Annotated in this window: 21 protein-coding genes and 7 pseudogenes; 23 read left to right on the top strand and 5 right to left on the bottom strand. The window is 45.6% G+C overall.

Annotated elements, in window-relative coordinates:
• Positions 1-107 precede the first annotated feature (107 nt).
• Positions 108-1,594: pseudogene (gene thrC, locus JCM10519_RS15395) on the top strand (threonine synthase).
• Here thrC and JCM10519_RS15390 read toward each other — a convergent pair.
• Positions 1,591-3,000 (bottom strand): MATE family efflux transporter, encoded by a 1,410-nt coding sequence (locus JCM10519_RS15390; RefSeq protein ID WP_347844375.1) that lies wholly within the window; start codon positions 2,998-3,000, stop codon positions 1,591-1,593. The pseudogene thrC and the gene JCM10519_RS15390 sit on opposite strands and share 4 nt — an antisense overlap.
• A gap of 179 nt (positions 3,001-3,179) precedes the next feature.
• On the opposite strand from JCM10519_RS15390, the gene fba reads away from it, so the two are divergent.
• On the top strand, positions 3,180-4,043 hold the full coding sequence (fba, locus tag JCM10519_RS15385) for a class II fructose-1,6-bisphosphate aldolase (RefSeq protein ID WP_054740236.1): 864 nt from the start codon (positions 3,180-3,182) through the stop codon (positions 4,041-4,043).
• A gap of 181 nt (positions 4,044-4,224) precedes the next feature.
• A pseudogene (locus tag JCM10519_RS15380) lies at positions 4,225-6,342 on the top strand (glutamine synthetase III).
• Positions 6,343-6,397: 55 nt separating this feature from the next.
• On the opposite strand, the gene JCM10519_RS15375 reads toward JCM10519_RS15380, so the two are convergent.
• On the bottom strand, positions 6,398-7,183 hold the full coding sequence (locus JCM10519_RS15375) for a histidinol-phosphatase HisJ family protein (protein WP_054740382.1): 786 nt from the start codon (positions 7,181-7,183) through the stop codon (positions 6,398-6,400).
• Between the two features lie 170 nt (positions 7,184-7,353).
• Here JCM10519_RS15375 and JCM10519_RS30535 point away from each other — a divergent pair, with 170 nt between their 5' ends.
• From JCM10519_RS30535 to JCM10519_RS30495, 16 genes and pseudogenes are all read left to right on the top strand, one after another.
• Positions 7,354-7,872, top strand: a complete 519-nt coding sequence (locus JCM10519_RS30535) for a cupin domain-containing protein (RefSeq protein ID WP_347844374.1) — start codon at positions 7,354-7,356, stop codon at positions 7,870-7,872.
• A 191-nt stretch (positions 7,873-8,063) separates the two neighbouring features.
• Positions 8,064-8,243, top strand: coding sequence for a helix-turn-helix transcriptional regulator (locus JCM10519_RS30530; protein WP_347844373.1), 180 nt, complete (start codon positions 8,064-8,066; stop codon positions 8,241-8,243).
• Between the two features lie 43 nt (positions 8,244-8,286).
• On the top strand, positions 8,287-8,721 hold the full coding sequence (locus JCM10519_RS30525) for a hypothetical protein (RefSeq protein ID WP_347844372.1): 435 nt from the start codon (positions 8,287-8,289) through the stop codon (positions 8,719-8,721).
• Complete coding sequence (locus tag JCM10519_RS30520; protein ID WP_347844371.1) at positions 8,702-9,331, top strand: M20/M25/M40 family metallo-hydrolase; 630 nt, start codon at positions 8,702-8,704, stop codon at positions 9,329-9,331. Before JCM10519_RS30525 ends, JCM10519_RS30520 begins: the two co-directional genes overlap by 20 nt.
• Before the next feature lie 94 nt (positions 9,332-9,425).
• Positions 9,426-9,758 carry a PTS lactose/cellobiose transporter subunit IIA gene (locus JCM10519_RS15360; protein WP_054740234.1) on the top strand — a complete coding sequence of 111 codons (333 nt, stop codon included), beginning with the start codon at positions 9,426-9,428 and terminating at the stop codon, positions 9,756-9,758.
• A gap of 90 nt (positions 9,759-9,848) precedes the next feature.
• Positions 9,849-11,184: pseudogene (locus JCM10519_RS15355) on the top strand (6-phospho-beta-glucosidase).
• 207 nt (positions 11,185-11,391) lie between these two features.
• Positions 11,392-11,696: pseudogene (locus JCM10519_RS15350) on the top strand (PTS sugar transporter subunit IIB).
• A gap of 38 nt (positions 11,697-11,734) precedes the next feature.
• Positions 11,735-12,289 (top strand): annotated as a pseudogene (locus tag JCM10519_RS30515) (PTS sugar transporter subunit IIC); the annotation flags it as partial.
• A gap of 73 nt (positions 12,290-12,362) precedes the next feature.
• Entirely contained in the window at positions 12,363-13,148 is a 786-nt protein-coding gene (locus tag JCM10519_RS30510) for a PTS transporter subunit EIIC (protein ID WP_347844434.1), read from the top strand.
• A gap of 106 nt (positions 13,149-13,254) precedes the next feature.
• Complete coding sequence (locus JCM10519_RS30505; RefSeq protein ID WP_347844370.1) at positions 13,255-13,401, top strand: LPXTG cell wall anchor domain-containing protein; 147 nt, start codon at positions 13,255-13,257, stop codon at positions 13,399-13,401.
• Positions 13,402-13,414: 13 nt separating this feature from the next.
• Positions 13,415-13,531 (top strand): family 1 glycosylhydrolase, encoded by a 117-nt coding sequence (locus tag JCM10519_RS30500; protein ID WP_347844369.1) that lies wholly within the window; start codon positions 13,415-13,417, stop codon positions 13,529-13,531.
• The gene (locus JCM10519_RS15340; RefSeq protein WP_347844368.1) at positions 13,482-14,780 is read left to right on the top strand and encodes a glycoside hydrolase family 1 protein; all 1,299 of its coding nucleotides are present in this window, start codon (positions 13,482-13,484) and stop codon (positions 14,778-14,780) included. The genes JCM10519_RS30500 and JCM10519_RS15340 overlap by 50 nt, the downstream gene beginning before the upstream one ends.
• A 37-nt stretch (positions 14,781-14,817) precedes the next feature.
• Positions 14,818-15,246, top strand: a complete 429-nt coding sequence (locus tag JCM10519_RS15335; RefSeq protein WP_347844367.1) for a DUF3284 domain-containing protein — start codon at positions 14,818-14,820, stop codon at positions 15,244-15,246.
• Positions 15,247-15,292: 46 nt separating this feature from the next.
• On the top strand, positions 15,293-15,967 hold the full coding sequence (locus JCM10519_RS15330) for a GntR family transcriptional regulator (RefSeq protein WP_054740232.1): 675 nt from the start codon (positions 15,293-15,295) through the stop codon (positions 15,965-15,967).
• 62 nt (positions 15,968-16,029) lie between these two features.
• Positions 16,030-16,848, top strand: a complete 819-nt coding sequence (locus JCM10519_RS15325; RefSeq protein WP_347844366.1) for a MupG family TIM beta-alpha barrel fold protein — start codon at positions 16,030-16,032, stop codon at positions 16,846-16,848.
• Positions 16,845-17,126, top strand: coding sequence for a DUF871 domain-containing protein (locus tag JCM10519_RS30495; protein WP_347844365.1), 282 nt, complete (start codon positions 16,845-16,847; stop codon positions 17,124-17,126). Before JCM10519_RS15325 ends, JCM10519_RS30495 begins: the two co-directional genes overlap by 4 nt.
• Positions 17,127-17,194: 68 nt before the next feature.
• Here JCM10519_RS30495 and JCM10519_RS30490 read toward each other — a convergent pair whose 3' ends face one another.
• The 3 genes from JCM10519_RS30490 to JCM10519_RS15315 are packed head-to-tail and all read right to left on the bottom strand — an operon-like array spanning position 17,195 to position 18,321.
• Positions 17,195-17,644 carry an HAD hydrolase family protein gene (locus JCM10519_RS30490; RefSeq protein ID WP_347844433.1) on the bottom strand — a complete coding sequence of 150 codons (450 nt, stop codon included), beginning with the start codon at positions 17,642-17,644 and terminating at the stop codon, positions 17,195-17,197.
• Positions 17,617-18,069: an HAD family hydrolase gene (locus tag JCM10519_RS30485; protein ID WP_347844364.1), complete on the bottom strand. Its 453-nt coding sequence runs from the start codon at positions 18,067-18,069 to the stop codon at positions 17,617-17,619. Before JCM10519_RS30485 ends, JCM10519_RS30490 begins: the two co-directional genes overlap by 28 nt.
• A gap of 51 nt (positions 18,070-18,120) precedes the next feature.
• Positions 18,121-18,321, bottom strand: a complete 201-nt coding sequence (locus JCM10519_RS15315) for a hypothetical protein (protein ID WP_054740230.1) — start codon at positions 18,319-18,321, stop codon at positions 18,121-18,123.
• Positions 18,322-18,552: 231 nt separating this feature from the next.
• Between JCM10519_RS15315 and JCM10519_RS30480 the strand changes: the two genes are divergently transcribed.
• The 4 genes and pseudogenes from JCM10519_RS30480 (at position 18,553) to rfbG (ending at position 21,109) form a co-directional block, all read left to right on the top strand.
• Positions 18,553-18,888: a hypothetical protein gene (locus JCM10519_RS30480; protein ID WP_347844363.1), complete on the top strand. Its 336-nt coding sequence runs from the start codon at positions 18,553-18,555 to the stop codon at positions 18,886-18,888.
• Positions 18,885-19,229: a hypothetical protein gene (locus tag JCM10519_RS30475; RefSeq protein WP_347844362.1), complete on the top strand. Its 345-nt coding sequence runs from the start codon at positions 18,885-18,887 to the stop codon at positions 19,227-19,229. The genes JCM10519_RS30480 and JCM10519_RS30475 overlap by 4 nt, the downstream gene beginning before the upstream one ends.
• Before the next feature lie 23 nt (positions 19,230-19,252).
• Positions 19,253-20,029: pseudogene (rfbF, locus tag JCM10519_RS15305) on the top strand (glucose-1-phosphate cytidylyltransferase).
• A 38-nt stretch (positions 20,030-20,067) separates the two neighbouring features.
• Positions 20,068-21,109 (top strand): annotated as a pseudogene (gene rfbG / locus JCM10519_RS15300) (CDP-glucose 4,6-dehydratase).
• Positions 21,110-21,111 lie beyond the last annotated feature (2 nt).

The following is a 21,111-nucleotide window of genomic DNA, read 5'->3' as shown; positions in this document are numbered from 1 at the left end:
GCTTCTGGTAATCGGAGGGATGGGCTAAAAGGCAGCCCTTTTATGAAAGCTTGCATTGCAAGTTCCGATAAATTATATTTATGAGAGCAGGAAAGGAATAAAATACCATGGAAATATCCTATCAAAGTACAAGGGGCGGCGAAACCGGTGTGACAGCTTCCCAGGCAATCTTAAAGGGGCTGGCAGATGACGGCGGCCTGTTTATGCCGTGTTTTATCCCAAAGCTTGACAAGTCCACGAAAGAGTTGTCGGCAATGACATATCAGGAAACAGCCTATGAAGTCATGAAGCTGTATCTTACGGATTACAGTTCTGAGGAGCTTAAGACCTGCATTGAACGGGCCTATGACAGCAAATTCGATACAGAGGAAATCGCTCCTCTGGCCAAGGCTGACGGAGCCTATTATCTGGAATTATACCATGGAAACACCATTGCATTTAAGGATATGGCGCTTTCCATTCTTCCTCATCTGATGACCGTTGCGGCAAAAAAAGAACCAGGTAAAAAAATAAAATCGTGATCCTTACCGCCACCTCCGGCGATACGGGAAAGGCTGCTATGGCAGGTTTTGCCGATGTGGAAGGAACGGAAATCATCGTATTTTATCCAAAGGATGGCGTAAGCCGGGTCCAGGAGCTTCAGATGGTGACCCAGAAAGGGGAAAACACCCATGTGGCCGCCATTCATGGAAACTTTGACGATGCCCAGACAGGGGTTAAAAAGATATTCGGGGATAAGGAGTTCGCCCGCAGGCTTGATGAAAAAGGATTTCAGCTTTCCTCTGCCAATTCCATCAACATCGGAAGGCTGGTTCCCCAGGTGGTATATTATGTTTATGCCTATGCAAAGCTCCTTGCCTGTGAAGAGATTTCCGACGGAGAAGAAATTAATGTGACCGTGCCTACGGGAAACTTTGGAAACATTCTGGCTGCTTACTTGGCAAAGCAGATGGGTGTTCCCATTAAGACCCTTATCTGTGCCTCCAATGAAAATAAGGTTCTTTATGATTTCTTCCAGACCGGAACCTATGACCGGAACCGGGATTTTATTCTCACCAGTTCTCCGTCCATGGATATCCTGATTTCCAGCAACTTGGAACGTCTGATCTATTTAAGCGCAGGATGCAATGCAGAGGCCAATGCTGCCCTTATGAAGGAGCTTGGCGATAAAGGCAGCTATACGGTAACTGCCGGCATGAAGCGCTTTATGGAAGATTTTAAGGGAGGCTTTGCAGGAGAAAAGGAAACCGGGGAAGCCATTAAGAAGATTTTTGAAGATACCGGCTATCTGATCGATCCCCATACCGGTGTTGCAGCCTGCGTCTATGACAGGTACAAGGCGGAGACAAAGGATCAGACAAAGAATATCATTGCCTCCACGGCAAGCCCTTATAAGTTTGCGGGAAGCGTTCTGAAAGCCATTGAAGGGGAACAGGAAGAGCCGGATGAATTCCGGATCATTGATCATTTGTCAGAGATATCCAAGGTTCCCGTACCCCAGGCAGTAGAAGAGATCCGCACCGCACCTGTACGCCACGATACAGAATGCGATGGGGATAAGATGAAGGAAGCGGTTGAAGGCTTTTTAAGCTAATGAGTATTCCGGTTGGCATACCGGCACCATTTTCCGCTTAAGACACGGGTGGAGAAGAAAATGGCGCGCACCAGCCAGTCAATGGTCATGGCGATCCAGATTCCCATAAGGCCAAGGCCGAAATAGAGGCTTAATACGTAAGCCATGACGATCCGGCAGATCCACATGGAACAGATGGAAACTGTCATGGTAAAACGGACGTCATTGGCAGCCCTTAAGCCATTGGTCAGGCAAAAGGACAGGGGATGGATTATCATGCAGCAGATGCTGTGGTAAAGCATCAGCTTAAAGGCCAGGGCGCTAGTTTCACCGGACAGATGAAACAGTCCGCATATGGGCTTTAAAAACGGTATAATGGAAAGGTTTAATATCCACAGACAGATATATGCCGTTTTTAAAAGCCTTCCCATATATTTGCGGGCCTGTTTCAGTTCTCCGGCGCCTACGCACTGTCCCACTACCGTTACCAGGGCGATGCCTATGGCGCTGGCAGGGATGGTTTCCATGCCGCAGATGGTGCTTGCAACCGCATTTGCAGCAATGGCCATGGTACCGAAGCTGGCGGTCAGACTGGACAGCAAAAGCTTTCCAAGCTGGAAAATGCTGTTTTCCAGGCCGTTTGGAATGCCGATATAGAGGATCTGGCGAAGCATGTTCTTATCTGCGCGCAGACAGAATTCCACGGGGAAATGATTCTGCTTTCTAAGAAGGACCAGCATGACCACAGCGGACAGAATCCTGGAAAACAGGGTGGAAAGCCCGGCGCCTGCAACGCCCATTTGAAACACGTAGATTAACAGAAAATTTCCTGCGATATTGCAGAGGTTGGCACCCAGGGAGACCTGCATGGATACCTTGGAGTTTCCGGCTGTCCTGAAAAGGGCGGCGCTGCTGTTATAAAATGCCAGGAACGGATAGGAGAGGGAGGATATGTAGAAATAAATTCTCCCGTTGTGCATGACCTCCTGGCCGATTTCTCCGTAGATAAGTCTTAAAAGCGGCCCGTTAAAGATCAGGGTCACTGCCATAATGGCCAGGGAAAGCCCGCCAACGGCAAGGAACAGCTGGCCTGAGGCCCTGGCAACATTCTTTTCATCCTTTCGGCCAATGTACTGGGCCGTCACAACGGAACCTCCTGCAGCCATTGCCCCGAACAATCCGATCAAAAGGACGTTTATGGTATCCACGATGGAGATACCCGATACGGCTTCCTCACCGCAGGAGGCTACCATAATGATATCAGCCATTCCCATAAAAACAGCCAGTATCTGTTCTATGACCAGGGGAAAAATCAACTGGCGCAGCTGTTTGCGGGAAAACATCTCCGGTTTTTCCTGGTGTTCCTGCTTTTCTGTAGTTTCAGAGCTTGGGCGGCGAAAAATGCCGTGCCTCATCTTTCGTTTCATAAAAAATCTCCTATTATGTATTTGGAACCTGACCCCATTATAAAGCATAGTTATGATAAAAGCAAAATGTAAGTTTGTTATAAAAATGACAATCTGGAAAAATTATTCTTTCCAAATAAGGTAAGATGGTATATAATATAAAGATGTACGAGAAAAAAATTTAAATGGAGGTTCGTGATATGTTAGTTTCAGCAAAAGATATGCTTGAAAAGGCAAGAGACGGAAAATATGCAGTTGGACAGTTCAACATCAACAACCTTGAGTGGACAAAAGCTGTTTTACAGACAGCCGAAGAGCTGAAATCCCCGGTTATTCTGGGCGTTTCCGAAGGCGCTGGCAAATACATGACAGGCTATAAGACCGTATCAGCTATGGTAAAAGCCATGATCGAAGAATTAAAAATCACTGTTCCCGTAGCACTTCATCTGGATCATGGTTCCTATGACGGCTGCTATAAGTGCATTGAAGCGGGATTTTCTTCCATTATGTTTGATGGTTCCCATTATCCCATCGAAGAGAACGTGGAAAAGACCACGGAGCTTGTAAAGGTCTGTGCAGAAAAAGGACTTTCCCTTGAAGCAGAGGTCGGCTCCATCGGCGGCGAAGAAGACGGCGTTGTGGGTATGGGCGAATGCGCAGATCCCGATGAGTGCAAGCAGGTTGCAGACTTAGGCGTAACCATGCTGGCAGCAGGAATCGGCAACATTCACGGAAAATATCCGGAAAACTGGGCAGGCTTAAGCTTTGATACCCTGGCAGCCATCAAGGATAAAGTAGGCGACATGCCTTTAGTACTTCACGGTGGGACAGGCATCCCGGAAGACCAGATCAAGAAAGCCATCAGCCTTGGTGTTGCAAAGATCAATGTGAATACGGAGTGCCAGCTTTCTTTTGCTGATGCTACCCGCAAGTACATTGAGGCAGGAAAGGATTTAGAAGGCAAGGGCTTTGATCCCCGTAAGCTTCTTGCTCCCGGTACAGAGGCCATCAAAGCAACCGTGAAAGAGAAAATGGAATTATTTGGCTCTGTTGGAAAAGCTTAAGTAAAATATTTTTCAAAAAAAGTACTTGATTTTTTTGGGAAAAATGGTTTAACTTAATTTAAGAACGATGGCGTTCTCCTTATACCGGGAGGACGCCTTTTCTGATTTATGCGCATATTCAGATCGTGAGGAGACTATAAAGGCAGTTTGACTTATAGAAATATGGGAGGATGGAAAATTTATGAGCGAAGTTGTAAACGCAGCTGAGATGTTTGGCAGGAATGTATTTAACGAAACCGTAATGAGAGAGCGCTTGCCAAAATCAGTTTTTAAAAAAAATTAAAGAAAACCATTGAGGATGGTGCAGTACTTGATTCATCGATTGCAGACGTGGTTTCCCATGCCATGAAAGACTGGGCAATTGAAAGAGGCGCAACTCACTACACCCACTGGTTTCAGCCTCTTACCGGTATTACCGCTGAAAAACATGATTCCTTCATTTCCGCCCCTACATCGGAAGGAAAGGTAATCATGGAATTTTCCGGTAAGGAGCTGGTAAAGGGCGAGCCGGATGCTTCTTCTTTCCCGTCCGGAGGCTTAAGGGCGACCTTTGAAGCAAGAGGTTATACAGCCTGGGATTGTACTTCTCCGGCATTCTTAAGAGAAGATGCCATCGGTGTTACCCTCTGCATTCCCACCGCTTTCTGCTCTTATACAGGAGAAGCTCTTGACAAAAAAACACCTCTTTTAAGATCCATGGAAGCCGTCGACGAGCAGGCTTTAAGAATCTTAAGATTATTCGGAAATACCACCTCAAAAAGGGTTATCCCTTCGGTTGGCGCCGAGCAGGAATATTTTCTGGTTGATCATGAAAAGTATTTACAGAGAAAAGATTTAATCTATGCCGGACGCACTTTGTTCGGAGCAATGCCTCCAAAGGGACAGGAGCTTGATGACCACTACTTCGGTTCCATCCGTGAGAGGATCGCTGCTTACATGAAGGAAGTGAATGAAGAACTCTGGAAGCTGGGGGTACCGGCAAAAACCCAGCATAATGAAGTCGCTCCCGCCCAGCATGAACTGGCGCCCATCTATGAACAGGCAAACGTGGCCGTTGATCATAACCAATTGGTAATGGAAACTTTAAAAAAAGGTGGCAGGCCGTCATGGATTAAACTGCCTGCTTCATGAAAAGCCCTTTGCCGGAGTCAATGGTTCCGGTAAGCACAACAACTGGTCTTTAACCACTGACGACGGAATCAACCTGTTAAATCCAGGAGAAACGCCTCATGAGAACATTCAGTTCCTTTTGGTATTGTCCTGTATCTTAAAGGCGGTTGACCTCCATGCAGATCTGCTCCGGGAGTCTGCGGCTGATGTTGGAAATGACCACAGGCTCGGGGCAAACGAAGCTCCGCCGGCCATTATCTCCATATTCATCGGCGAACAGCTGGAGGATGTAGTAGATCAGCTTTGCAGCACCGGAGAGGCTACCCGTTCCAAGGCGGGCGGCACCTTAAAAACAGGGGTCAGAACCTTGCCGGATTTATCCAAGGATGCCACGGACAGAAACAGAACCTCCCCCTTTGCATTTACGGGCAATAAGTTTGAGTTCCGCATGGTCGGTTCCTCTGATTCCATTTCTTCTCCCAACGTGGTTTTAAATACCATTGCGGCTGAGGCGTTAAAGGAAGCGGCAGATGTCCTTGAGAAGGCGGCTGATTTTGAGACAGCAGTCCATGACATGATTAAAGAGCAGCTGGCAGCCCATAGAAGGATTATTTTTAATGGCAACGGATATTCCCAGGCATGGTGGAAGAAGCGGAAAGAAGAGGGCTTCCGAACCTTAAGTCAATGGTTGAGGCGATTCCTGCTCTTACCACGGATGCATCGGTTAAGATGTTTGAGGAGTTTAAGGTATTCACAAGGCTGAGCTGGAATCCCGGGTTGAGATCGAATATGAGGCTTACAGCAAAGCCATTAACATTGAGGCCAGAACCATGATCGATATGGCCGGAAAACAGATCATACCTTCTGCTGTAAAATATGCCTCCCTGCTGGCAGATTCCTTAGGAAAGGTAAAAGCAGCGTGTCCGGCAGCCGATACCAGCGTTCAGGAAGAGCTTCTCATAGAGGTGAGCGCTTATCTGTCTGATATGAAAATAGCCCTGGCCGCCCTGGCAGATGCCGACGAGAAGTGCTCGGCAATGGAAGGGAACAAAGAACAGGCTAACGCTTTCCGGAATGAGGTAGTACCTGCTATGGAAGCTCTCCGCGCTCCTGCCGATAAGCTGGAAATGATAGTAGATAAAGAATTTTGGCCAATGCAAGCTACGGAGATTTAATCTTTGAAGTGTAATGATGCAGATTAAAAAAGAAAGGTGCTGCCCTGCTTGCGGGACAGCACCGTATTATTATAAATCCCAGTAAATGGGCTGCATGTTTTCAAAGGTACAGAACTGTTTAAATCCAAGGTCTTTTAACATTCCTTTTACTTCCGGAATGTAAGCTCCCAAATGCTCAAATTTATGAGTGTCAGAACCAATGGTAAGGATACGGCCTCCTAATTGAAGGTAACGTTTCAGGATCTCTCTGGATGGGGTTAAGTCCTTTAAACCATATCGAAAACAGGAGGTGTTGACTTCAATCCCCTTTCCATCGGCAATCACCTGGCGGAGTATTTTGTCCACCATATCCATAATACAGTTGTCCGGGTATTCCCCGTAAGTGTCATACCTCTTGATCATATCAAGGTGGCCAAGGACAGAATAATCTTTATACTTTTGTACAACCTCATAGATCGCCTCATAATAAGCCTTTTGAAATTCTTCCTGACTTTTTCCCTCCTGAAACTGGTAATTCCAGAATTCCTTGTCACCTACCTGATGATTGCTTAAAATGATGAAATCAAAGGGATATTTCTCATAATCCCTTTGAAAAAGAGGGATGGTGTGGGTCTGGATCCCGAATTCAATTCCTGCTTTTATGGACAGTTTTCCTTTGTATTTTTCTTTCATCTTTTCTATTTCTTTAAAATAATTTTCATAATCACAATTTAAATCTGTTTTTACCCCATAATCCACGTGCTCTGTAAATGCGATTTCATTAAGTCCCACAAGAACTGCCCTTTGTACGATTTCTTCCATAGGGCACTGGGAATCATCGCTGAAATAAGTGTGTATATGATAATCTGACAGCATGCTCTGTTCCTCCAGCCTCATTTTTGTATACGAATGAATTTTTTCTTTTAACCTGCTTTGCCGGTTTAGAATTTATATGATATAATGATAATGCACCAAGACCCACTTATCTAACACAATTATTTTTATTTATTATAACAATCGTATTTAGAGAAAGTGAGGGAAGTTTGATGATGGATACCAATGTCATGCAGAATGCCTTTGAAATCGTCCGTTATGATCAGATGGGGATTCCCCTTTACATCCACAGGGACAGGTTGTCAGATTATCCAGATTGGAAGGCCCTTTGCCACTGGCACGAGGACCTGGAATTTATCCGTATTTTAAAAGGTCAGATGTATTACCATATCAATGGAAAAAGGATTTTGCTGAAAAAGGATGACTGCCTCATGGTCAATGCCAGACAGATGCACTATGGCTATTCCTGCAATCGCCAGGACTGTGATTTTATCTGTATCCTGTTCCACCCTCAGTTATTTACCGGTAATAAGCTGCTTTTCCAGAAGTACATAGTCCCGATTATGGAAAATCAGGCCATGGAATCTATTTATTTTGACGGTTTAAGCAGTGAGGGAGGGGAAACGGCAGCCCTGCTCGATCAGGTTTATTTTTTTAAAGGAGCATGCAGCCGTTGCCTACGAGATCGAAGTAATAGGGATCATGCTTGCGTTATGGAAACGGCTCTGTGAGCGCTGCGAAGCCATATCGCCGGAAACCGCGGGCCAGGGAGGTTCGGATCTAACGGTCCAGAAGGATATGGTATCTTTTATTCACCAGCATTATGGGGAAAAGCTGTCCTTGTCTGATATTGCAGCATCCGGCAGCATATGCCGGAGCAAATGCTGTATGATCTTTAAACGATATCTGCAGCAGTCCCCCATTGATTTTTTTAAATTCCTACAGGCTGGAAGTCAGCCGCGGCCTTTTAAAAGACACTGCCGACAGCATCACCCAGGTTGCTCTTGCCTGCGGCTTTAATCATCTCAGCTATTACTCCAAGCTGTTTTTACGAAGCTATGGATGTACTCCAAGCCAATACAGGAATCTGCATTCACAGTAAAAAGAGCACAAAAAGAAAAAAAGAAAGAAGAAGGTAGATCACCATGGAGACAATGTCATATGTCACATCAATTTTAGAAAAGATCGTAAATATTCCAAGTCCCAGCGGCTATACCAGGGAAGTCATAAAAGCGATCCAGGAAGAGGCTGCAAAATTCGGCTATTCTTCCGTTTTTAACAAAAAAAGGCGGCCTTATCATCAAGGTTCCCGGAGAGAAACAGGAGGTTTTAGCTTATCCGCCCATGTGGACACCCTGGGAGCCATGGTCCGTTCCATCACTCCGGAGGGGATGCTCACCCTTGTGCCTGTGGGAGGTTTCATGATGGAGACCATTGAAGGCATGTACTGCAAAATACACACTAGAACCGGTAAAACCTACACCGGGACCATTCTTACAAAAGAGCCATCCGTCCACACCTATGACAATGCCAAAACTCTTGAGAGGAAGGCAAAAAAATATGGAGATACGCCTGGATGAGTTGGTAGACAACGCCGATGATATAAAGAAGCTTGAAATATCCCCTGGGGATTACATCAGTTTTGATCCCATGTTCGTCCATACGGAAAACGGATTTATCAAATCCCGCCATTTAGATGACAAGGCTTCTGTGGCAGTCCTTATGGGAGTATTAAAGGATTTATGGGAGTCCGGGCATAAGCCGGAAAGGACCCTTAAAATAGTGATCAGCAATTATGAAGAGGTGGGATATGGCGCAAGCTGGATTCCCGGGGATATAGAGGAATTTCTTGCCGTGGACATGGGGGCTCTGGGGGATGATTTAACCGGGGATGAAAAAAAGGTATCCATCTGTGCCCAGGATTCCACCGGGCCTTATGACTATGAAATGACAAACCGCCTCATAGCCGTTGCAAAGGAAAGAAACTTAGATTTTGCGGTTGATGTATTCCCTCACTACGGTTCTGATGTGGGAAGTGCCATCCGGGGCGGACATGACATCCGGGGCGCTTTGATCGGCCCGGGAGTCCATGCCTCCCATGGAACAGAACGGACCCATGAGAAAGGCTTAGAACAGACTTTAAAGCTGATTGAAGGGTATATTGGCCTTCCATTTTCCGGCAGGCCTTAAGAATTTTTTTTTCTTTTCCTTTTTACTTTCTCTTGCAAAAGAAAAATCCTTGTGCTAGTATATAGGCAAATTTGACATTGGGGAGGAATATACCATGGATGAGAATTATGCTATAGCATTTCAGCTCATTATGAACGCAGGAAATTCAAAATCGCTTTCCATGATGGCGATGGAATCTGCCAGGGAATTTAACTTCGAGGAAGCGGAGAAGTACTTAAAAGAGGCGGAGGCTGAGATGCGATCCGCTCATCAGTCTCAGATTGATTTGATCCAGCAGGAGGCCCAGGGCAATCCTGTTGAGGTAAACATCATTCTGGTACATGCCCAGGATCATCTGACCATGGCTATGATGGCAAAGGATCAGGCGGCAGAGGTCTTAAACCTTTACCGGATGATCAAGGATTTAAAGGATGCCATTGAAAAGTAAATAAGCGTTTATCAAAAACAGCCTTCTTGCACACTGACACAATCTCAGGAGCAAGAAGGCTTATTACAATCCAGGAAAAGGAGAGAGATTATGGAAGGGATCAAAATCGTTACCATCGGGGGCGGCTCCTCTTATACGCCGGAGCTGGTGGAAGGGTTTATCAAACGTTATGAAAAACTGCCTGTAAGAGAGCTTTGGCTGGTGGATATTGAAGAGGGAAGGGAAAAGCTGGAGACCGTAGGTGCCCTTGCGCAGCGCATGGTAAAAAAAGGCAGGGCTTCCCATGAAGGTAATTCTGTCCTATGACAGGCGGGAGGCTTTAAAGGATGCAGATTATGTGACAACACAGATGAGAGTGGGGCTTTTAGAGGCAAGAATCAAGGATGAGCGGATTCCCTTAAGCCACGGCATGATCGGCCAGGAGACAAATGGAGCAGCCGGCATGTTCAAGGCATTCCGGACCATTCCGGTGATTCTGGATATTGTAAAGGACATGGAAGAGCTTTGCCCGGAGGCGTGGATGATCAACTTCACCAATCCCGCGGGAATGATCACGGAGGCTGTGTTAAGATATACGGATTTTAAAAAGGTGATCGGTCTTTGCAATGTTCCGGTCAATATGGTGAACGGCTTTGCCAGACTGTTGAATGTGGAGCCGGAGCGGGTGACTATGGAGCTGTCCGGTTTGAACCACCATATTTTTGCAACGGATGTATTTGTGGCTGGGCAGTCAAGACTGGAAGAAATCCTGGAAATATATCAGAACATCAGCGCGGAGGATGCCATTTCCATGAAGAATTTTTCCACCCTGCCGTTTTCACCGGAGTTTATCCGTGGACTTCACTGCATCCCCTGCCCCTATCACAACTATTATTTCTTTACCAGGGAGCAGCTGGAAGAAGAGCTTAAGGAATACAAGGAAGGCCGGGTCCGGGGCGAAGTGGTGAAAAAGGTGGAGGAGGAACTGTTTGAACTGTACAGGGATGAGAATCTGGCTGTGAAGCCAAAGCAGCTGGAGATGAGAGGCGGCGCCAGGTACAGCGATGCTGCCTGCAACTTAATCTGCTCCCTGCACAATAATACCGGTGATATCCAGTATGTAGACGTACGCAACAACGGGACAATTACAAATCTCCCGGCAGACAGTGCGGTAGAAGCCGCCTGCATTATCACAAGCGGCGGTCCAAAGCCCATTGCCGTGGGCGAATTAAAGCCTCAGATCAACGGGACCATACAAACCATCAAGACCTTTGAACGTCTGGTCTGCGAAGCGGCTGTCACCGGAAACCGGGATCTGGCAGTTACGGCCCTTAACATGAATCCCCTTTGCGCAAGCGATCATGACGCCAATGTTGTCATTCAGGAATTACTGGAGGCCCATAAAAAATACCTCCCCCAATTTTTTAGAGACGAAAGTCAGAAATAAAAGAGTTGCTGTGAAATTGACTGAAAAGGTCTGTTTCACAGCAATTTTTTTGGCGTTATAACGGAGAAAATGTATGGACAAAGGGAGAATTTTCGATTATTAAATAAAAAGTTTATTTTTATTTTAGAATTTGCTTGTGTTTTTGCATATGATATAGTATTATATGGGTAAGAAGAAGTGGTCTAGACCACAGAAAGGGGTGCGAGGATGTATCATATTTTATTAGTTTGCTCAGCAGGAATGTCTACAAGCATGCTTGTAAAAAAATGCAAGATGCAGCATCAGAAAAAGGCGTGGAGGCCACCATTTGGGCGGTGGGGGATGCTGAATCCGTTGAGGAAGTAAAAAAAGCAGATATTGTTTTATTGGGGCCTCAGGTTCGTTATCTGGAGAAGAAAATGAACGAGAGAGTGAAAAATGAGAAACCTGTGCTTGTCATCGATATGATGGCTTACGGCACAATGAACGGCGCCAAGGTACTGGATCAGGCGCTGGAAAAATTAAACGGGTAAGTATGAAAAAGAAACTCCCCTTACCAATGGTTTAGGGGATGATAAAAGAGGGAGAGAAAGTTATGGGTGCATTTAATTCATTCATGGAAGCTAAATTTATGCCAATCGCAGCTAAAATTGGTTCCCAGAAACATCTGGTTGCCATTCGTGATGCCTTTATTGCCATCATGCCAATTACCATGGTTGGTTCCATAGCAGTTTTGCTTAATGTATTTTTAAGAGACCTTCCAAATCAGGCAGGTATGACCGGTTTTGTTCAGGCTATGAACCCGATCATCAGCGTCAACGGCAACGTATATTTTGGTTCTATCGTAATTCTGGCTCTGGTATTTGTCTTTGCCCTGGGCTATAATCTTTCAAAAACCTACGATGTAAACGCCATTGCAGGCGGAGTCATCGCATTTGCAAGCTTAGTTACCTGTATGGGACAAAGCGCTACCTTCGACTATGAGCTTCCAGGTATTGCAGCGGCTGCTGTTGACCAGTTAAAAGGCCTTGGACTTGATGTAGCTGCCACACCAGGCGGCGGTGTAGCATTAAGCGGAGTCAGCGGCTGGGGATACTTAGGTTCCGGATACACCGGTTCCGGCGGTCTGTTTACCGCACTGATTATGGGCTTTATCTGTACCATGATTTACATAAAGCTGATGCAGAAAAAAAGTAACTATCAAACTTCCGGATTCCGTACCGCCGGCAGTAAGCAAAGCATTTGCAGCAATTATCCCAGGTGTGATCGCCATTTATGTTGCAGGTATCTTAACCCAGATCTGCGTATCCGCAACAGGCTCCACCATTAATGAAATGGTTTTAAGATATATCCAGAGGCCGCTTCTCAGCTTGTCACAGGGCTTCTTCAGCGTAATCTTCATGGTATTCCTGATCCAGCTGTTATGGTTCTTTGGTCTCCATGGACACAACGTACTGGCTCCTATTATGGATGGAATCTACTTAACGGCATTAAACCAGAACATTGAGGCATTTACCACCAACCAGAGCACTGCGAACCTTCCATACTTATGGACACGTGGTTCCTTTGATGCCTACTGCCAGATGGGCGGCTCCGGAATTACCTTAGGACTTATTATTGCAATCTTCCTGTTTTCCAAGAGAGATGACCAGAAAGCCATTGCCAAGCTGTCCTGGCCCATGGGTGTATTTAATATCAATGAGCCGATCATCTTCGGTATGCCTATCGTATTGAACCCGGTATACTTGATTCCATGGCTGATCGTTCCTCCGGTATGTGCAGCCATCGCATACGGCGCAACTGCCATAGGCCTGATCCCACCGGTATTCGTAGCTGTACCCTGGGTAATGCCTGCAGGCATCTACGCCTTCCTTGCAACAGGCGGAAGCATAATGGCGGCAATTGTATCATTGTTTAATCTGTTTATATCTTTTGCCATCTGGACACCATTTGTAATGATGGCAAATAAGATGAAGAACGAATAGTAACTTAGATTAAGAAGGAGCTGCCAGACCAGTTCACAGGGGATGTCCTGACAGAACTGATTTGGCAGTTCTTAAGTTTAGCAAAGAAAGAAGGGGAGAAAGCTCCATGAAAAGCTGGACCGTATTTTTAATCGCCATAGGCTGCCTGTTCATTACTGTATCACCCCAGCTTCCATCCCCTGTCATGTATATGATTGTTGGTCTGATATTTATACTGTTGGGTGCAGTCATGCTGATAAAGAAAAGGAAATAAGGGGGTATAAGATATGTTACTTAAGTTTCCGGAAGGATTTTACTTTGGAAGCGCAACCAGCGCCACCCAGTGTGAGGGAGGTGCAGAAGATGATGGGAGAGGAAAAAAATATCTGGGATTTGTGGTATGAGGAGGAAAGCTATAAATTTCATGGAGCCATTGGCCCGGGCATTACCTCTTCCTTTTACCAGAATTATAAAGAGGATATTCAGCTAATGAAGCAGACAGGCCATAATTCTTTTCGGACATCCATTAGCTGGTCCCGCCTGTTTCCGGAGGGGTATGGTGAGGTGAACGAAAAAGCGGCTGATTTTTACCGCAGCCTGTTTCTTGAATTAAGAGAAAATGGGATCGAACCGTTTGTGAATCTGTATCATTTTGACATGCCGGTAAAGCTGCAGGAGCTGGGAGGCTGGGAAAACAGAAAGGTCGTGGGTTATTATAAGGAATATGCCTGGACCTGCTTTAACTTATTTGGAGATCTGGTTAAACACTGGTTTACCTTTAATGAGCCCATCGTCCATGTGGAATGCGGATATCTGCAATGCTATCACTATCCCTGCAAGGTGAATCCCAAAGCAGCGGTTTTAGTGGCTTATCATACGGCCCTTGCCAGCGCTTTAGCGGTGAAGGAATATCATAGCATGAAGCAGGGAGGAAAAATCGGGATCGTCTTAAACTTAACCCCGGCTTATCCCAGAAGCTCCCATCCAGAGGATGAGAAGGCGGCAAAGATTGCCGAGCTGTTCCAGAATAAGAGTTTTCTGGATCCTGCCGTAAAGGGGGCCTATGATCCGGAACTGGTTGCACTCATAGAAAAGCACGGGTTGCTTCCTGAGGCTTCCCCTGAGGATTTGGAGATTATCCGCCAAAATACGGTGGATTTTCTGGGAGTAAACTACTACCATCCGTTCCGTGTCTGCGCAAAGGCCAGCCTTCCTAATCCAGCGGCTCCGTTTACACCGGGCTATTATTTTGATAACTATGACATGCCTGGCAAACGGATGAATCCATACAGAGGCTGGGAAATCTATCCCAGAGGTTTGTATGACATTGCTGTCAATATTCGTGACAACTATGGAAACATTGAATGGATGGTTACGGAAAACGGCATGGGCGTGGAAAATGAGGAACGTTTCAAGACAGACGGCATGATACAGGATGATTACCGCATTGATTTCTATAAAGAGCATTTGACCTGGCTTCATAAGGGGATAGAAGAAGGAAGCAATTGCATTGGATATCATGTATGGACTTTTGTGGATTGCTGGTCATGGCTCAATGCTTATAAGAACCGTTACGGGCTTGTGGAGCTGGATTTGGAAAACCAGAAACGGACCATAAAAAAAGTCGGGCTATTGGTATCAGGAGCTGCTTAAAAACAACGGTTTTGAATCTGGCAAATAGGAGAGACATATGGAAGTAAATCAAAAACTGAACGTAGAGGCAAAGGAATTCTTTAATGCCCTGGCGACCTCGGTTGCCTATGATATCAGCCAGGCCACAGGGAAAAAGGTAAATCCAGACCAGATATATTCCGGTTTTCGCTATAAAAAGAAGATGAAAAACAAGATGGGGCAGGAGAACAATGTAGATGTGGTGATCAAGCAGTTTGTCTCTCCCAGCTGCTATGAGGCAGGCTTCCGCACCTCCCATGGGACAAATTTTATACTTTACGAGATTGCAGATAGCAAAGACGGAAACATTATGGTACACTACAGGGAGGAATTTGAGGGAGAGAGTACTTCCTACTCTTTGAACCATAGGATTGTCTCCTGGTTTTATCAAAAAGCTTCAAAAAAAAGAGGATTACCAGGATGCTTTCATCCATGGAAAGCTTTATAAAAGGACAACGTGCAAAAGAGAACTAAATGTGATAAGAGGTGATACAATGGGGGCTCCTAAATATCAGAAAATTAAACAGGACCTTATGGAAGAAATTAAGGATGCATCTGTCAATACCCCTATTGCATCAGAACGGGAGCTGGCCAGCCGGTATAAGGCCAGCCGTATGACCGTGCGCAATGCTTTAAATGAACTGGTGGAAGAGGGAGTATTATATAGAGATAAAAATAAAGGAACTTTTGTTGCAGACCAGAGGCTGATGAAAAAAAACACATCGGCAGAAACTTTAAATAAGCCTTTGGATGATACCTATGATTACAATGTGATCTATTTCAGCTCCTGCTTTTCCGATGAAAAGGTGGCTTCCTGTCTGGAAATCGGGTCTGAGGAGCGGATGATCCGGATCGTCCGATTAAACCGGAAGAATGGAAAGCCTTTAAGCGTTGAGGAAATTTATTTGATCCAAAGCCTGATCAATGACAATGATTACAACAACTTAAATAAGCTTTTGGATCTGAAAGGATACATTGATGAAGGCTCTGTTACACAGAAGTTTCTTCCTACTACGGTGCCTGTAAAATATATTAACCTGCTTCATGTAAAGCTGAATACTCCGATTATTATGGTTGAGAGCACCATTGTGAGCAAAAGCGGCAGCCCGGTCGTGTATATCAGAGAATTTAACAACCCTTTTGAAAAGATAATTGAAATAACCACATAGAAACACCCTGCGGGTGTACCTTTAGGCCCGGAAAAACGGGCAGAAAAATGGAAAGGAGTTTCATGATGGGAAGACTTGGTATCTCCCTGTATCCGGAGCATTCCACTCCGGAACGGGATAAGGAATATATCCGGCTGGCCGGTAAATACGGGTTTCAGCGGATTTTTACCTGCTTATTGAGCGTGGGGAATAAAAATAAAGATGAGTTATTCAATGAATTTCGTGATATGATCGATACGGCTCATGAATCCGGGATGGAGGTAATCCTGGATGTGGCGCCTCCTGTTTTTGAAGCCCTTGGGGCTTCCTATGATAACCTTGCCCCTTTTAAGGAAATGCATGCAGACGGGATCCGGCTGGATGAAGGGTTTGACGGCATGAAGGAAGCTGCCATGAGCTATAACAAAGAAGGGCTGAAGATCGAGCTGAATGCCAGCACTGATCCAAGCTATGTGGCAAATGTTATGAATCATCGTCCGGTACCGGAAAGAATCATTACCTGCCACAACTTTTACCCCCAGAAATATACGGGGATCAGCCTGAAACATTTTGATTACTGCAACCGGGAAATGAAAAAGCACGGCCTAAAGGTTGCTGCTTTCGTATCCAGCAACAATGAAAATACCTTTGGCCCATGGCCGGTGAATGAGGGATTATGCACTCTGGAGATGCACCGGGGCCTGCCTGTGGATGCCCAGGTACGGCATTTGCTTGCGACCCGCCTGGTAGATGATGTGATCATTGCCAATGCCTATGCATCTGAGGAGGAGTTAAAGGCCTGTGCCTCGGTAACACCTGGAAAGCTGATGTTTGGCCTTCGCCTGGAAAAGGAGCTGACGGAAACAGAGCGGAGATCCTCTACTTTGACCGGCAGCATGTGATCAGAGGCGATATCAGCGAATATATGATACGGTCCACCTGGCCGAGAGTAGCATTTGCAGACAAGACAGTGCCCCCGGCCAATACAAGGGATTTAAAACGGGGAGATGTTGTGATCTTAAATGACGGCTATTCCCGTTATAAGGGAGAGCTGCATGTTGTTTTAAAGGATATGCCCAATGACGGACGAAAGAATGTGATCGGCCATATACCGGATTATGAACTGGTACTGCTTGATTATATTGAGCCCTGGAAATTGTTTGGTTTTACGGAAGTGTGATTTGCTTTTAAAAGCCGGAGGAGACAGAAAGTTATTCATCTGTCTCTTCCGGCTTTTTCTGTTTGTTTTTATACATTTTCCTGAAACACAAGCTTATGAATGGCCCAGGCGACTCCATCCTCTGCATTGGATCTGGTATGATACTTTGCTGCATCCCGAATGCATGCCATGGCATTTTCCATGGCAACGGTCCAGCCAAATTCCGGTGTGAACATGGATAAATCATTGTCGCTGTCTCCAAGCACCATCACATCCTTAAGAGAGATTCCCTTGCGCTCTGCATAGGCTTTTAAGGCCGGCCCTTTCTGGGCGGCATGGTTGGTCAGCTCAATATTGTCAGGAAAAGAGGATGCCGCAGCCAAATCCGGATAGTCTGCAAAGATTTCCTTTAATCCCGCAGCTTTATGGACAGGAAGTCCGTTGCTGCATATTTTAAATACAGCATCCTCCTTGGGAAGCTCCTTGAGAGAAGAAATAAAGGTCGTGGATTCTATCCGGCTCTGTACGGCAGCATCCAGCTCCTGAGAAGCAAAAGCATGAGAACTGAATTTCTTTTTTTTAAAAAGGAGTATAGCCCGTTCAGCATCCGTTCTTTTGTGGAAGTGGTATACCGCCCGCTGGAAGCCAGAATATCCATATCCGCCTCCTGCTCGGTCAGGATCCGGTCAATATCTGCAAGATTCTGAGAGGTGAGAGGAATCTCACTCAGAGTTTCGCCATCCTGACTGTATACGGCAGCCCCGCTTAAGCAGATGTAGCTGCATGTGATATCACAGGCATCCATAACGGCTTTTGCTTCTTGATAATCCCGTCCGCTGCAGATTAAAAATTCTATGCCGGCGCGCTCAAGCCTGCGGATTGCATCTACATTGGCTTTTGAAATATTGGTCTGAGGGTTTAGAAGGGTGCCGTCCATATCGGAGGCGATCAGTCGGATGCTCATGGCAGGTAATCTCCTTTATCTAGTCAAGTATTTTTTGTTCTTATACCTAGCTTATCCTAAATAAGCCGGTTCGTCAATGAAGAGGGGCAGGAGAACACTAATTTCATCAGATTTCATATCTTTCATCAGGTTTCTTCCCCTCCTTTTCACAATCCTTACATATAACCTTTCTGATAAAACAAAATTCTTTCTCCATTCTGCAAAATACTGCAAAAATTTCAGGTTTACAGCCTGATAGTTAAATTCTTTCAAAATAATGAATATGGTGGAATGTTTTGCGGTTTTTATGGTATAATCATAGCCAGATAATTATGCCCCGCTTCATCGGGCGTCAACTGGATATGCAAGCATATCCGTTTGATTTATTAGGAGACAAAATATGAAACCACATGCATTTGCGGTCTGTGCATATAAGGATTCGCCATATCTTGAAGCCTGCCTCCGTTCTCTTTTGAGACAAAGCGTTAAATCGGAGGTCATAATATGTACATCAACGCCCAGCCTTATATTGAAAAAATGGCGGACAAGTACGGAGTCCCGCTGTTTGTGCGGAATGGGAAAAGCAATATACGGGAAGACTGGAACTTTGCCTATAATAAGGCTTCCGCCCGTTTTGTTACCATCGCCCATCAGGATGATTTATACCGCAAGGATTATGTGAAGAAGCTTCTGGAATGTTATGAAAAATACCCGGACATGACGCTGTTTACAGGAGGGTATACGGTAATCAGGGGGGATCAGCCTGCTGTCTTTGAAAAGGTGGAGTTTATCAAACGTTTTCTCAGGCTTCCTTTGCGTTTCCGGCGTATCAGCACTTGACCTGGGTTAAAAAAAGTGCTTTGATGTTTGGCAATTCCATCTGTTGTCCTGCATGCGCATATAATAAGGAAAGATTAGGTGAATCTCTTTTCACCTCTCCCTATCAGTTTGCCCTGGATTGGGACACCCTTTATCAGTTATCCGGGCTGCCGGGACGTTTTATTAGTGTAGAAAAACCGATCCTGTATTACAGGGTTCACGGGGAGGCTACGACAAAGGCATGTATTGCGGATAACAGCCGTGTCAGGGAAGAGGCCCATATGTTTTCAAAGATGTGGCCGGGACCGGTTGTAAAATTGCTGATGTATTTTTACCGGAAAGCATATAAAGAGTATGAATAAAAGAACATTTGGAGGATGAAGTGATGAAGGTAGTATTATTAGCGGGAGGCTTTGGTACCAGGATCAGCGAGCAGAGCCATTTAAAGCCGAAGCCAATGATTGAAATTGGGGAAAAGCCTATTTTGTGGCATATTATGAAATATTATTCCCAATATGGTTTTCACGATTTTGTTATTTGCCTTGGATATAAACAGTATGTTGTAAAGGAATTTTTTTGCGGATTATTTTCTTCATACGTCAGATGTTACCTTTGATCTTGCCAACAATAAGATGGAGGTACATAACAATTATTCGGAACCATGGAAGGTGACCCTGGTGGATACGGGATTAAATACCATGACCGGAGGGCGTATTAAGCGCATCCAGCCTTACATCGGCGATGAGCCTTTATGATGACCTATGGAGACGGAGTCTGCGATGTGGATTTAAAGGCTTTGTTAAAATTCCATCAGGGCCATGGAAAAACTGCTACCATGACTACTGTCAATATCGCCCAGCTAAAGGGAGTTCTGGATATTGACGAAGGCGATGTGGTCCGTTCCTTCAGAGAAAAGGACGAGGCAGATAACAGCCTGATCAACGGAGGCTTCATGGTCTTAAATCCGGAGATCTTTTCCTATTTAAAGGATGATACCACCGTATTTGAAAAGGAACCGTTGCAGAGCCTGGCGGCAGAGGGGCAGCTTATGAGCTTCCATCATAATGGCTTCTGGCAGTGCATGGATACTCAGCGGGAAATGAAGAAGCTGGAAGATTTGTGGCAGTCCGGACAGGCGCCATGGAAGATTTGGGAGAAGTGACATGACAAGCTGGACAAGTATTAAGTGGAACGAATTTTGTGATTTTTATAAAGGAAAAAAAAGTTCTGATCACAGGGCATACAGGCTTTAAGGGAAGCTGGCTCAGCCGGCTCCTTGTAAAGGCCGGTGCATCGGTAACAGGGTATTCCCTCATGCCTTCCACTGACCCAAACCTGTTTGAGGTAATCGGGCTTTCTGATACCATAAATTCCGTAATCGGAGACATCCGGGATTTGGAGCATTTAAAAAAAGGTGTTTTTACAGGAGGAGCCGGAAATCGTGTTTCACCTGGCTGCCCAGCCAATTGTCAGGGACTCCTACAAGGATCCGGTCTACACCTATGAGACAAACGTCATGGGCACGGTCAATGTACTGGAATGCATTCGTCTGACCCCTTCGGTCAAATCCTTTTTAAATGTTACAACGGATAAGGTGTATGAAAATAAGGAATGGGAGTACGGATACCGGGAAACCGACCCGTTAGATGGTTATGATCCTTATTCCAACAGCAAATCCTGTTCTGAGCTGGTGACCCACAGCTATGCCAAGTCCTTTTTTTCTGACGGACGTGTGGCCATCTCCACATCCCGCGCAGGCAATGTGATCGGAGGCGGGGATTTTGCCAATGCCAGAATCATTCCGGACTGTATCCGGGCGGCAGCGGCAGGGCAGGACATCATCGTAAGAAATCCCCATTCAACAAGGCCGTATCAGCATGTGCTGGAACCTTTGGCCATTTATATGACGATTGCAATGAAGCAGTATAAGGATTCCAAGTTCCAGGGATATTATAACGTAGGCCCTGATGACAGAGACTGCGTGACCACAGGAGAGCTGGCAGATCTGTTCTGTGAGGCATGGGGCCAGGGGATAAAGTGGATAGACAAATTTGAAGGAGGCCCCCATGAAGCCAACTTCTTAAAGTTAGACTGTTCCAAGATCAGGAGTGTTTTTGGCTGGTGTCCCAGATATGGAGTAAAGGAAGCGGTGGAAAAGACCGTGGAATGGACCAAGGCCTATTTGGATGAAGCAGATATGCTGCCATTCATGGACTTGCAGATAAAGGAATTTTTCAATTAATG

Source organism: Clostridium sp. NkU-1, assembly GCA_001312405.1.
The sequence above is the reverse complement of the archived record's forward strand: the minus strand, read 5'-3'. Positions and strand labels throughout refer to the sequence as shown.

What these genes read in the sequence shown, in the direction of transcription:
- JCM10519_RS15390 (WP_347844375.1), bottom strand. Translation starts at nt 3,000, where the DNA reads ATGAAACGAAAGATGAGGCACGGCATTTTTCGCCGCCCAAGCTCTGAA.
- fba (WP_054740236.1), top strand. Translation starts at nt 3,180, where the DNA reads ATGTTAGTTTCAGCAAAAGATATGCTTGAAAAGGCAAGAGACGGAAAA.
- JCM10519_RS15375 (WP_054740382.1), bottom strand. Translation starts at nt 7,183, where the DNA reads ATGCTGTCAGATTATCATATACACACTTATTTCAGCGATGATTCCCAG.
- JCM10519_RS30535 (WP_347844374.1), top strand. Translation starts at nt 7,354, where the DNA reads ATGATGGATACCAATGTCATGCAGAATGCCTTTGAAATCGTCCGTTAT.
- JCM10519_RS30525 (WP_347844372.1), top strand. Translation starts at nt 8,287, where the DNA reads ATGGAGACAATGTCATATGTCACATCAATTTTAGAAAAGATCGTAAAT.
- JCM10519_RS30520 (WP_347844371.1), top strand. Translation starts at nt 8,702, where the DNA reads ATGGAGATACGCCTGGATGAGTTGGTAGACAACGCCGATGATATAAAG.
- JCM10519_RS15360 (WP_054740234.1), top strand. Translation starts at nt 9,426, where the DNA reads ATGGATGAGAATTATGCTATAGCATTTCAGCTCATTATGAACGCAGGA.
- JCM10519_RS30505 (WP_347844370.1), top strand. Translation starts at nt 13,255, where the DNA reads ATGAAAAGCTGGACCGTATTTTTAATCGCCATAGGCTGCCTGTTCATT.
- JCM10519_RS30500 (WP_347844369.1), top strand. Translation starts at nt 13,415, where the DNA reads ATGTTACTTAAGTTTCCGGAAGGATTTTACTTTGGAAGCGCAACCAGC.
- JCM10519_RS15335 (WP_347844367.1), top strand. Translation starts at nt 14,818, where the DNA reads ATGGAAGTAAATCAAAAACTGAACGTAGAGGCAAAGGAATTCTTTAAT.
- JCM10519_RS15330 (WP_054740232.1), top strand. Translation starts at nt 15,293, where the DNA reads ATGGGGGCTCCTAAATATCAGAAAATTAAACAGGACCTTATGGAAGAA.
- JCM10519_RS15325 (WP_347844366.1), top strand. Translation starts at nt 16,030, where the DNA reads ATGATGGGAAGACTTGGTATCTCCCTGTATCCGGAGCATTCCACTCCG.
- JCM10519_RS30485 (WP_347844364.1), bottom strand. Translation starts at nt 18,069, where the DNA reads ATGAGCATCCGACTGATCGCCTCCGATATGGACGGCACCCTTCTAAAC.
- JCM10519_RS30480 (WP_347844363.1), top strand. Translation starts at nt 18,553, where the DNA reads ATGTACATCAACGCCCAGCCTTATATTGAAAAAATGGCGGACAAGTAC.